Below are 10,869 nucleotides of genomic sequence, written 5' to 3'. Positions count from 1 at the left end.
TGAGCAATGGTGTCAATAGCAACACCAACCACAATTAACAAAGCTGTTCCACCGAAATAGAAGGGAACATTTAATTTTTTAATCAATATCTCAGGTAACACGCAAATAACAGATATATAAATGGCGCCTATAACAGTGAGTCTAACCATGATCCTATCGATAAATTCAGCGGTTTTTTTGCCAGGTCTAATTCCAGGCACAAAACCTCCATTTTTCTTTAGATTTTCGGCAATGTCTACCGGGTTAAATGTAACAGCAGTATAGAAAAAACAAAAGAAAACAATCATTACGACATATAGCAATGTATGGAGTAAAGTCCCCCATGCTAAAGAAGCTGAAATTTGTTTCACCAAATCATTTTGAACAAAGCCACCAATAGTTGCTGGAAACATCATGATAGAGGAGGCAAATATTGGAGGGATAACACCTGACATGTTGATTTTGAGAGGAAGGTGAGATCGTTGCCCACCATATAATTGTCTACCAATCATACGTTTCGCATATTGAATTGGTATCCTCCTTTGTGCCGTCTCAAAATATATGACTATACCTATAACTGAAGCAATCATTGCAAGAAGAATTGGCAACAATATAATTGGCATCTGATCTGCGGTAATCATTTTAATTGTATTTACAATTGCTACAGGCATACGAGCTACAATACCGGCAAATATAATTAATGATATCCCATTTCCTACACCACGTTCGGTCATCTGTTCGCCTAACCACATGATAAATGCAGTTCCAGATGTAAGAGTTATCACAGTCATTATCCTAAAGGACCACCCAGGAGTAATGACAATCATGGCATTACCGGTTGGTGCAGCCATACTTTCTAGTCCAATGCTAATAAAAAGTCCCTGAACTATACTAAGAACAACGGTTGCATATCTGGTATATTGGGTAATTTTTCTTCTACCAGATTCACCTTCCTTAGCAAGTGCTTCAACCTGCGGAACAACAACCTGTAATAATTGAAAGATAATAGATGCACTAATATAAGGCATAATACCAAGTGCAAATATTGAAAAATTTTCTAGAGCGCCTCCAGAAAACATATTAAACATGCCAAAAATAGTTCCTGCATTTTTAGCAAAAAAATCTGCAAGTGCCTCACCATTAATACCGGGTGTTGGGATCTGTACACCTATGCGATATACGGCAAGCATCAAAAGAGTGAATGTAATTCTCCTTTTGAGTTCCGGTATATTAGCAGTTCCTTGTAAGCCACTTGCCATTATTATACCTCGATTTTGCCGCCAGCAGATTCAATTTTTAATTTAGCAGACTCACTGACTGATGAAAGTTTAACTATCAACTTTTTTGTTATTTCACCAGTACCAAGCAACTTAATCAAGGTGTATTTTTTTCCAACTAGACCTTTAGTGTGCAACAATTGAGAATCAATTAAGGTGTTATCATCAAAAACTTCCAAATCCTTGACATTCACAATTCCATATTCTTTTTTGAATGGATTTGTAAAGCCACGCTTTGGTAAGCGACGATGAAGTGGCATTTGTCCACCTTCAAACCCAGGACTAATGCTGCTGCCAGAACGCGCCTTATAACCCTTATGTCCTTTACCTGACTGTTTTCCTTGCCCTGTTCCTTGACCACGCCCAATTCTTTTTCGTTGTTTAGTGGACCCTGGATATGGAGAAAGATTGCTTAAGTTCAACATAATTATTCCTCCACCAGAATTAGGTGTTGAACTTTATTCAACATCCCTTGAATCTCCGGTGTATTTTTTCTGAATATTGTTTTGTTTATGCGAGTAAGTCCTAAACCAATCAATGTAGCTCGTATTTTTTTGGGACACCCGATATAGCTCTTTTTCAGTGTCACCTTAACTTGATTTTCCATAAATATTCCTATCAATATCAATTACTTAGTCAGAATCTCTTCGACAGACTTATTTCGCTTAGCCGCAATCATTTCTGGTGTGCGCAAGTTTCTTAATCCATCTATTGTAGCCTTAACCAAGTTATGTGGATTGTGTGACCCGAGACATTTTGTAAGAATATCATGTACTCCTGCCGCCTCTAATACAGCCCTTACAGCTCCTCCGGCTATTACACCTGTACCTGGAGATGCAGGCTTAAGCATAACTCTTCCGGCGCCAAACTTTCCAAAAATTTCATGTGGAATACTCGTGTTTGTAATAGAAACACGTTTCATATCCTTTTTTGCTTGCTCAACACCCTTTCTGATTGCTTCAGGTACTTGGTTGGCCTTACCTAGGCCGTATCCAACTTTACCTGCCCCGTCACCAACTACGACTATCGCGCTAAAGCTAAATCGTCTGCCACCTTTTACAACTTTTGCTACTCGGTTAATAAAGACAATTTTCTCTATCAACTGATCATCTTTTTCATTGATTAAACTAGCCAAGGATCTATCCTCCTTCAATGTGCTTTTACTTTTCAAAAGACTAACCCACCTTCTCTAGCTCCCTCAGACAATGCCTTTACTCGTCCATGATAGATGTAACCACCTCTATCAAATACTACTTTCTCTATTCCTTTGGACTTAGCAAGTGATGCTACAAGTTGCCCAACTTTATTTGCCTGAGCAATCTTCCCTTTAATTTCTGACGTATCAATCTCTGCCGAAATTGTAGATGAAGAACAAAGGGTAACACCTTTAGCATCATCAATCAGTTGTGCGTAAATATGACGAGAACTTTTAAATACTCGCAATCTGGGTCTTTCAGTTGTACCCTCGATTTTTTTCCTAATACGCTGAACTCTTTTCTGCCGTGCCTGTGTTTTTATACTTGTCTTAGCCATGAATGTACCCTAATTATTTCTTTCCAGCGGCCTTACCAGCCTTTCTGACAATATGTTCATTCTCATATCTAATGCCCTTGCCTTTATAGGGTTCGGGTTTTCTTATATCTCTAATCTTAGCAGCTGTTTGTCCAAGTAAATCTTTATCTATTGATTCAAGAACAATTTGATTATTTGCCGTTGTTGCAGAAACATTTGCTGGCAATACAAAATCAATGGTATTTGAATATCCTACGGATAAACTAATTTTTTTATCATTAACATTAACCCGATATCCAACACCTTCAACTATCAAAGTTTTTTTAAAACCAGTATGAGATCCAATTATCATGTTGTTTATCAAGGACCTGGTTAACCCACGAAAGGCATTAGTTCTTTTGCTGTTATCACTAGCTTTGACTAATAGGGTAGCTCCCTCTTCAACGATTTGTAATTCAGGCATAATCTGTTTCTCAAGGGTACCTTTAGATCCAGTTACTCTTATAAAATCGTTATTAATTTCAAGCTTAACCCCAGCAGGAACGGGGATAGGTTTATTACCAATTCTTGACATTGGAAATCTCCAAACAATACTTTTAATGTTTCATTCTTGAAAAATTACCAAACTTCACAAATTATTTCGCCACCAACAGATCTACTTCTAGCTTCATGATCCGTCAAAACACCTTGTGAGGTTGATACAATTGATATCCCGAGGCCACTTAACACCCTAGGTATCTCATTATGACGTGCATAAATCCTACGACCAGGTTTGCTTATCCTTTTAATCCCGGTAATAACTTTGTCATTATCACCATTAATTTTTAAGGATACTCTGAGGGAACCCTGACAAGAGTTATCCTCAATTTTTTGATAGTCGCTGATATAGCCCTCTTTTTTCAAAATCTTGGCTACTTCTGCCTTAATCTTGGAGTATGGCATATCCACACAAGTTAAATTAACCATAACAGCATTACGTATCCTAGTCAGCATATCTGCTAGGGGGTCGCTCATAGACATTGAAAAACTCCTTTTCGAGGTCTTAGATGGATATATCTAATTCTTAATATCAAGTAATACACCTGAAGCAAACAATAGATCACCAACTTGACTTAGTAACTCCAGTAACTAAACCACTGTTAGACATACTCCTAAAACAAATACGACATATGCCAAATTTTCTCATGTAACCATGTGGTCTTCCGCAAATTTTACAGCGATTATATGCACGTACTGCAAACTTAGGTGTTCTCTTACATTTAGCAATTAATGATTTTTTAGCCACGGTTATCCTCAACCTTCTTTTTATTTCCTGAAAGGCATCCCTAAGGCTTTCAGTAGGAATCGTCCCTCTTCATCTGTTTTAGCCGTTGTACCAATTACAATATTAAGACCTTTAATCTTGTCAATTTTATCATAGTCAATTTCAGGAAATATTATTTCTTCTTTAATACCTAAAGCATAGTTTCCCCTGCCATCAAAAGATTTCGAAGGAGTCCCGCGAAAATCTCTTACTCTTGGCAATGCAATATTAATCAATTTTGCAAGAAAATCATACATCCGATCTTTACGAATTGTCACACAACATCCTATAGGCATGCCTTCTCGGAGTTTGAAACCAGCAATTGACTTCTTTGCTTTAGTAACAACAGCTTTTTGTCCTCCAATAGCGGTCAGTTCTGCAACTGCTCCTTCAATAATTTTTGGATTTTGAACAGCTTCTCCCAAACCCATATTCAAAACTATTTTATCGAGCTTTGGTACTTCCATTATTGATTTATACCCAAACTCTTTAATGAGTAAAGGTACACATTCATTATGATAATATTCTTTCAAGTTAGCCATCATGATCACCCTGAATAATTCCAAATAAATTATTTTGCTTCGACAGACTCACCACATTTCTTGCAAACTCGCACTTTTGAGCCATCATCAAGAATCTTCTTCCCGAGGCGAACTGTTTTGGCACACTTTGGACAAATAAGTTTCAAGTTCGAGAGATCAATCATAGCCTCTTTACTAATGATACCGCCCTGTTGATTAGCCGGATTAGGCTTAGTGTGACGTTTAACAACATTGACTTTTTCTACAATAGCCGTATTATTTTTCGGATCAACACGAAGTATCTTACCAACTCTGCCCTTATCTTTTCCACTCAGGACTTCCACCTGATCATCTTTCTTTACTTGATGTGTATAATTCATTTCTTTGCCTCTCAGCTCATAGAACGATGGAATCACAACTTTTTGTTATAATACTTCTGGGGCAAGTGAAATTATTTTCATATATCCCCGCGATCGAAGCTCTCTTGCTACAGGTCCAAAAATGCGTGTCCCTATCGGCTCTCCGTTTGCAGCAATCAATACCGCAGAGTTCTCGTCAAACCTGACAAAGGTATCCTCAGGACGTCTGATCTGTGTCACAGTCCGTACAATAACTGCTTTCATTACGTCGCCTTTCTTAACCTTCGAATTTGGAATCGCTTCACGTACGGAAACAACAATCACATCTCCTACATGTGCGTAACGTCTTTTTGAACCACCTAAAACCTTTATGCAGAGAACACTTTTCGCACCCGAGTTATCTGCAACCTTTAATACACTTTCGGTCTGTATCATAACTTTACCATGTAGTTCCTTTGCAATGTGCTACAGCAAAAGGCAAATTTATAGGGTATTTAATAAAAAAACTGGTTAATATAACAAAGTATATACCTAGGGTAGGTGTAACAAACCTAAATATAAAATTTCTATATTAATCAGCTTTTTTTACAATCTCACGCAACCGCCATCTTTTATTCTTACTCAAAGGACGACATTCTTCTATGATTACCTGATCTCCGATTGTGCAGATATTTTCAGGGTCGTCAGCCATATATTTTTTGTGCCGACGTATCATTTTGCCATATAATTTATGAGGAACTAATCGTGCTGTTTCAATGACAATACTACTTGTCATCTTATCGCTTACAACTACCCCTTCTAATGTTCTTCTTTTTTTAATAGGATCAGTCATTATCTTACCTGCATCATGTTAGCGGAAGAGTGAATAAGAATTCAAATCAAGCTGTTTCGGCCTTCTGGCGTTTAATCGTCTTTAAACGTGCAATATCTTTCTTTATAAAAGAGAGCTTTGCAGTATTGTCAAGTTGCCGAATACCATGTTGAAACTTCAGCTTAAATAGCTCCGTTTCCATCGCGATAACCTTAGCCGCAATTTCACCTTCAGTTAGTTCTTTCATCTCAGAAATCTTCATAAGGTTGATTCCTTAGTGATAATCTTTGTATCAAATGGAAATTTGTGTCTTGCTAAAGTTAAAGCTTCCATGGCAACTTCAGGCTCAATTCCCTGAATCTCGTAGAGAATCTTCCCTGGCTTAATCACAGCAACCCAACCTTCAGGTGCTCCTTTACCTCCACCCATTCTTGTTTCAGCAGGTTTTTTGGTAAATGGTTTATTCGGAAAAATTCTTACCCACATTTTACCGCCACGTTTTATCTTGCGGTTAATGGCTACACGACCGGCTTCTATCATTTGTGATGTCAGTTTTCCGCACTCAGTGGCTTTAAGAGCAAATTCACCGAACTCGATGGTCGAGCCTCGCTGGGCTTCACCACGCATATGACCCTTAAACTGCTTACGATGTTTGACTTTCTTAGGACTCAGCATTGTCTTATCCTATTTTTAAATTACATTCTCTGCGTCGCTAAGTACTTCACCTTTAAATATCCAGACTTTAACGCCTATGATACCAAAAGTTGTTAGTGACTCAGCCAAACCATAATCTATATTTGCCCTTAAAGTATGAAGTGGGACACGTCCTTCTCTGTACCATTCATTCCGAGCAATCTCTGCTCCACCTAATCGACCAGAGCAGGATATCTTAATACCTTTTGCTCCAAACTTCAAGGCCATATTAACAGCCTTTTTCATTGCTCGACGGAAAGCGACCCTTCGCTCAAGCTGCATTGCAACATTTTCAGCAACAAGCTGTGCATCGGCCTCAGGACGTCTTACCTCCTGAATATCCAAAACGCAGGTTCGGCTAGTCAGTTTCTCCAATTCAGCCTTAAGCGTCTCTATTTCAGCTCCTTTTTTGCCAATTACAATACCTGGGCGGGCTGTGAAGAGCTTAATGCGTATCTTGTCTCCGGTCCTTGCTATCTGCACCCTTGAGAGCCCTGCATGATAAAGACGTTTTTTGAGAAATTTTCTTAAAGTATGATCTTCAAGTAAAAACTTTGAATAGTCTTTCCCTGCATACCAAGTAGATTCCCATGAACGAATTATATTAAGGCGCAAACCAATTGGATTAACTTTCTGGCCCAAATCCTTCCTCCATCACAATATGTTTAAATTAGTTATTAATAGAATTATTGTTCATCAACAACAATGGTTATATGGCTAGACCTCTTAAGAATACGGTTAGCCCTCCCCATTGCTCTAGGCATAATCCTTTTAAGCATCGGACCGCCATCGACGAATATAGTTCTTATGTATAACGTGTCGACATCTATCGAATCATTCTGTTTAGCATTAGCAACTGCTGACTCTAATACCTTTCGAATTATCGCAGCACCTTTCTGGGGCATAAACCGAAGTGAATTAATCGCTGCCTCAACATGTACCCCTCTAACCAGATTTGCAATAAGCCTGGCCTTTTGCGGAGATATCCGACAGTTTCGTAAAACTGCTTTTGCTTCCATCTGTACCTGCTCCTTATTTAGCGTTTCCGGGTTATCCGTTTGTCTATTAACAATCGGCATTCCGAAATAATTCGTAAAACATGGAATAGTTAATTATTTTTTTCCCTTCTTCCCGCCGGCATGACCAAAAAAAGTCCGAGTTGGAGCATACTCACCAAGTTTTCCGCCAACCATGTTTTCTGAAACAAAAACGGGGATAAATTTCCTCCCGTTGTGCACGGCAAATGATAATCCAATCATATCAGGGATGATGTCTGATCGACGAGACCATGTTTTAATTACCTTCCGAGAATTTGTCTCTTTCGCCTTAACAACTTTTTCGTGCAGATGGGAATCAACAAAGGGTCCTTTTTTTATTGAACGCGCCATTTCTTTTCCTCCTACTGATTAGGCCCTTTTAGTAACGATAAATTTATCAGAATTTTTCTTCTTTCTTGTCTTAAATCCCTTAGATGGCATACCCCAGGGTGAGCAAGGATGTCTTCCTCCAGAGCTTTTCCCTTCACCTCCACCCATCGGGTGGTCATGAGGATTCATTGCTACACCACGAACCTTGGGTCGGTTTCCCTTCCAGCGATTCCGGCCGGCTTTCCCAAGTTTTTGGGCATCATACTCTACATTACCCAACTGCCCAAAACAAGCTCGGCATAACTTATGAAATTTTCTTACTTCACCTGAAGGGAGTTTTATCAATACATATTCACCCTCCTTAGCCATGAGTTGGGCAGAAACACCTGCGCTACGAACAAGTTGCGCGCCTTTCCCTATCCTCATTTCAACATTATGTATGATACTACCAAGGGGCATACTTCCCATGGGCATGCAATTTCCTATTTGAACATCGACTTGATCCCCTGAAATTACACTATCTCCTACCTTCATTCCTAAGGGTGAAAGAATGTATCTTTTCTCTCCATCGGCATAGGTAATTAATGCAATATTTGCAGTACGATTTGGATCGTATTCAATTGCCGACACTTTACCCGGGATATTTTGTTTATCACGTTTAAAGTCAATTATTCTATACTTTCTTTTATGACCACCGCCGATATGGCGAGCAGTAATCCGCCCATTATTGTTTCGGCCACCTGACTTGGTCAATGTGGATAAAAGATTTTTTTGTGGTCCTGATTTAGACAGTTCTGGCGAAACAAGTAATGCTAGATTTCGCCTCCCTGGTGAAGTCGGATTAAAGGTTTTTATTGCCATTGCAAACCCCGATTCTCATATTATCGTTAATTAAAAAAGAACGTATCACTGATGGATTACAGTTGATCTAAAAAGTCCATTTTTTGACCTTCTTGCAAAGATACAATAGCCTTTTTCCAATCGTTAGTCGTTCCATTATGCTTGCCAACACGCTTATTCTTTCCGTGCATATTGGCTGTTCTTACTTTAGATATTTTGACATTAAAGAGCTTTTCTGCTGCTGCTTTAATTTCGATCTTATTTGCCCTAGGGTCAACCTTAAGTACGACCTGATTCACTTTTTCTTGAAGCAGCATCCCCTTTTCAGTAAGGCATGGTTTCTTTATGATAGCGCATATGTTTTTCACGACAATAACCTCTTCTCCAGGAGTTCAATGCTGTTTTGAAGCAGTATTAAATGTTTATGCCGAAGAATATCATATACATTCAATCCGATTGTCGGTACTACCTGAAAACCATGAACATTTCTTGAAGACTTAACAAGTGTCACTAGTTCTTCAGGAACTACTATCAATGCATTAGTTATCTCAAAACCATTCATAACCGAAACGAAATTCTTGGTTTTAATCGTATCAAGTTGAAAATCATCAAGTACCGTGACATTATTTTCGGCAACTCGAGCACTTAAAGCCATTTTCAAACCCAATCTTTTGGCTTTTTTGGAAAGCTTAAGTGAATAATCTCTAGGTTTAGGACCATGACTCACACCTCCGCCTCTCCACAGTGGAGATCGTTTACTACCAGCTCGTGCTCGGCCAGTTCCTTTTTGTTTAAATGGTTTTGCAGAACTTCCTCTGACTTCAACACGCGTTTTTGTGCAAGCATTTCCAGATCTTCTGCCTGCTAGCTGCATTCTAACAACACTATGCAGTAGATGAGTGTTTACATCTACACCAAACACATCATCATTAAGGTGCAATTCACCCAATTTTTCTTTCTTTATATTGTACAAATTTGTAACTGGCATTGGTAATACCTCAAATGAAGGTAATATCTATCGCTCTAAACCGTATATTTAGAGTACGTGTCTATCAGGAATTTGGATCAAAAAAAGATTTAAAATAACTTTGTATAAATCTCTAGTAAGCCTTGTTTTGCTCCAGGCAAAGATCCCTTAACCAGCAACACATTCTCATCTGAACGAATATCAAAAATAGTGACATTCTTTTTGTTAACTCTATCAGTTCCCATATGTCCTGGCATTTTTTTACCCTTTACAACTCTACTAGGCCATGCGGAACATCCAATTGAGCCTGGTGCACGATGAAACATTGATCCGTGACTATTACCGCCACCCTTAAACCCATGCCGCTTTATGACACCCTGGAATCCCTTACCTTTACTTACACCGGTAACATCAACCAAGTCACCGATTTTGAACATATCTTCAATTGAGATAACTTGTCCCACTTGATACTGAGATGGATCTATTACGGAAAACTCCTTTATATGATAGAATCCTCCCTTATCAGCAGCTTTACACTGTCCTATCTCAGGCTTAGTCATTCTTTTTTCAGTTTTTGCTCCAAAGCCCATCTTCAAGGCATTATAACCTTCCTTGCCTTCTGTTTTAATCTGTAAAACAACACACGGACCTAACTCGACTGCAGTTACGCCTATAGCTTGGCCACTCTCATTATACACCCGGGTCATTCCAATCTTTTTCCCAAGTAATCCTATTGTTTTTGGCATCGTACCAACCCACTTAAGATTAAATAAAAATTACACTTACAAGTTCTAAAGCTTGATCTCAACATCGACTCCAGCAGAGAGTTCGAGTTTCATTAAAGCATCAATTGTTTGCTGAGTCGGCTCAAGAATATCAAGCAACCTTTTATGTGTCCTCATTTCAAACTGTTCTCGTGACTTTTTGTCAACATGAACTGATCTATTAACACAATACTTGTTGATCATGGTTGGCAGTGGAATAGGTCCAGCAATCATTGACCCTGTACTCTTTGCCGTGTCTACAATCTCTTGCGTTGACTGATCCAAGAGTTTGTGATCATACCCTTTAAGCCTAATACGAATTTTCTGTGTTTGAACCATTACAATTCACCTTATTCAACAATCTTATTGATTACACCGGCGCCAACTGTTCTGCCACCTTCGCGGATAGCAAAACGCAACCCTTCGGTCATTGCTATCGGGGTGATGAGACAACCATCAATCGATACATTATCTCC

Annotated in this window: 23 protein-coding genes; all 23 read right to left on the bottom strand. The window is 38.8% G+C overall.

All coding sequences use genetic code 11. From position 1 onward, the window contains the following. Positions 1-1,238, bottom strand: a 1,238-nt coding sequence (gene secY, locus FP815_15355) for a preprotein translocase subunit SecY (protein MBA3016308.1), incomplete at its 3' end; no start/stop codon positions are given. A 2-nt stretch (positions 1,239-1,240) separates the two neighbouring features. After that, on the bottom strand, positions 1,241-1,678 hold the full coding sequence (locus tag FP815_15350) for a 50S ribosomal protein L15 (protein ID MBA3016307.1): 438 nt from the start codon (positions 1,676-1,678) through the stop codon (positions 1,241-1,243). A gap of 5 nt (positions 1,679-1,683) precedes the next feature. After that, positions 1,684-1,863 (bottom strand): 50S ribosomal protein L30, encoded by a 180-nt coding sequence (gene rpmD / locus FP815_15345; GenBank protein ID MBA3016306.1) that lies wholly within the window; start codon positions 1,861-1,863, stop codon positions 1,684-1,686. Positions 1,864-1,884: 21 nt separating this feature from the next. After that, on the bottom strand, positions 1,885-2,379 hold the full coding sequence (locus FP815_15340) for a 30S ribosomal protein S5 (GenBank protein ID MBA3016305.1): 495 nt from the start codon (positions 2,377-2,379) through the stop codon (positions 1,885-1,887). 44 nt (positions 2,380-2,423) lie between these two features. After that, on the bottom strand, positions 2,424-2,789 hold the full coding sequence (locus tag FP815_15335) for a 50S ribosomal protein L18 (protein MBA3016304.1): 366 nt from the start codon (positions 2,787-2,789) through the stop codon (positions 2,424-2,426). 13 nt (positions 2,790-2,802) lie between these two features. Then, on the bottom strand, positions 2,803-3,342 hold the full coding sequence (locus tag FP815_15330) for a 50S ribosomal protein L6 (protein ID MBA3016303.1): 540 nt from the start codon (positions 3,340-3,342) through the stop codon (positions 2,803-2,805). Between the two features lie 44 nt (positions 3,343-3,386). Further along, the gene (rpsH, locus tag FP815_15325) at positions 3,387-3,788 is read right to left on the bottom strand and encodes a 30S ribosomal protein S8 (GenBank protein MBA3016302.1); all 402 of its coding nucleotides are present in this window, start codon (positions 3,786-3,788) and stop codon (positions 3,387-3,389) included. A 79-nt stretch (positions 3,789-3,867) separates the two neighbouring features. Continuing rightward, positions 3,868-4,053, bottom strand: coding sequence for a type Z 30S ribosomal protein S14 (locus FP815_15320; protein MBA3016301.1), 186 nt, complete (start codon positions 4,051-4,053; stop codon positions 3,868-3,870). A gap of 20 nt (positions 4,054-4,073) precedes the next feature. After that, complete coding sequence (gene rplE, locus FP815_15315) at positions 4,074-4,613, bottom strand: 50S ribosomal protein L5 (GenBank protein MBA3016300.1); 540 nt, start codon at positions 4,611-4,613, stop codon at positions 4,074-4,076. Positions 4,614-4,642: 29 nt separating this feature from the next. After that, the gene (locus FP815_15310) at positions 4,643-4,972 is read right to left on the bottom strand and encodes a 50S ribosomal protein L24 (protein ID MBA3016299.1); all 330 of its coding nucleotides are present in this window, start codon (positions 4,970-4,972) and stop codon (positions 4,643-4,645) included. Positions 4,973-5,017: 45 nt separating this feature from the next. Then, positions 5,018-5,386, bottom strand: coding sequence for a 50S ribosomal protein L14 (rplN, locus tag FP815_15305; GenBank protein ID MBA3016298.1), 369 nt, complete (start codon positions 5,384-5,386; stop codon positions 5,018-5,020). Between the two features lie 136 nt (positions 5,387-5,522). Next, on the bottom strand, positions 5,523-5,783 hold the full coding sequence (rpsQ, locus tag FP815_15300; protein MBA3016297.1) for a 30S ribosomal protein S17: 261 nt from the start codon (positions 5,781-5,783) through the stop codon (positions 5,523-5,525). Between the two features lie 46 nt (positions 5,784-5,829). Beyond that, positions 5,830-6,024 (bottom strand): 50S ribosomal protein L29, encoded by a 195-nt coding sequence (locus FP815_15295; protein ID MBA3016296.1) that lies wholly within the window; start codon positions 6,022-6,024, stop codon positions 5,830-5,832. Then, positions 6,021-6,437 carry a 50S ribosomal protein L16 gene (gene rplP, locus FP815_15290; protein MBA3016295.1) on the bottom strand — a complete coding sequence of 139 codons (417 nt, stop codon included), beginning with the start codon at positions 6,435-6,437 and terminating at the stop codon, positions 6,021-6,023. Before rplP ends, FP815_15295 begins: the two co-directional genes overlap by 4 nt. 15 nt (positions 6,438-6,452) lie before the next feature. Then, positions 6,453-7,097 (bottom strand): 30S ribosomal protein S3, encoded by a 645-nt coding sequence (gene rpsC / locus FP815_15285; protein MBA3016294.1) that lies wholly within the window; start codon positions 7,095-7,097, stop codon positions 6,453-6,455. A gap of 44 nt (positions 7,098-7,141) precedes the next feature. Continuing rightward, positions 7,142-7,474: a 50S ribosomal protein L22 gene (locus FP815_15280; protein MBA3016293.1), complete on the bottom strand. Its 333-nt coding sequence runs from the start codon at positions 7,472-7,474 to the stop codon at positions 7,142-7,144. Between the two features lie 93 nt (positions 7,475-7,567). Continuing rightward, a complete protein-coding gene (rpsS, locus tag FP815_15275) occupies positions 7,568-7,843 on the bottom strand; it encodes a 30S ribosomal protein S19 (GenBank protein MBA3016292.1) in 276 nt (91 codons plus the stop codon). An 18-nt stretch (positions 7,844-7,861) separates the two neighbouring features. Further along, positions 7,862-8,683: a 50S ribosomal protein L2 gene (rplB, locus tag FP815_15270; GenBank protein MBA3016291.1), complete on the bottom strand. Its 822-nt coding sequence runs from the start codon at positions 8,681-8,683 to the stop codon at positions 7,862-7,864. Between the two features lie 56 nt (positions 8,684-8,739). After that, positions 8,740-9,030: a 50S ribosomal protein L23 gene (locus FP815_15265; protein ID MBA3016290.1), complete on the bottom strand. Its 291-nt coding sequence runs from the start codon at positions 9,028-9,030 to the stop codon at positions 8,740-8,742. Further along, positions 9,027-9,650 carry a 50S ribosomal protein L4 gene (gene rplD / locus FP815_15260; protein MBA3016289.1) on the bottom strand — a complete coding sequence of 208 codons (624 nt, stop codon included), beginning with the start codon at positions 9,648-9,650 and terminating at the stop codon, positions 9,027-9,029. Before rplD ends, FP815_15265 begins: the two co-directional genes overlap by 4 nt. A gap of 89 nt (positions 9,651-9,739) precedes the next feature. Further along, positions 9,740-10,375 carry a 50S ribosomal protein L3 gene (locus FP815_15255; GenBank protein MBA3016288.1) on the bottom strand — a complete coding sequence of 212 codons (636 nt, stop codon included), beginning with the start codon at positions 10,373-10,375 and terminating at the stop codon, positions 9,740-9,742. Positions 10,376-10,420: 45 nt separating this feature from the next. After that, a complete protein-coding gene (gene rpsJ, locus FP815_15250) occupies positions 10,421-10,732 on the bottom strand; it encodes a 30S ribosomal protein S10 (GenBank protein MBA3016287.1) in 312 nt (103 codons plus the stop codon). An 11-nt stretch (positions 10,733-10,743) separates the two neighbouring features. Next, positions 10,744-10,869, bottom strand: a 126-nt coding sequence (gene tuf / locus FP815_15245) for an elongation factor Tu (GenBank protein MBA3016286.1), incomplete at its 5' end; no start/stop codon positions are given.

This window comes from Desulfobulbaceae bacterium, from assembly GCA_013792005.1.
Classification (GTDB): Bacteria; Desulfobacterota; Desulfobulbia; order Desulfobulbales; family VMSU01; genus VMSU01.
Note: the sequence above shows the minus strand (reverse complement) of the source record. Positions and strands in the feature narration are given on the sequence as shown.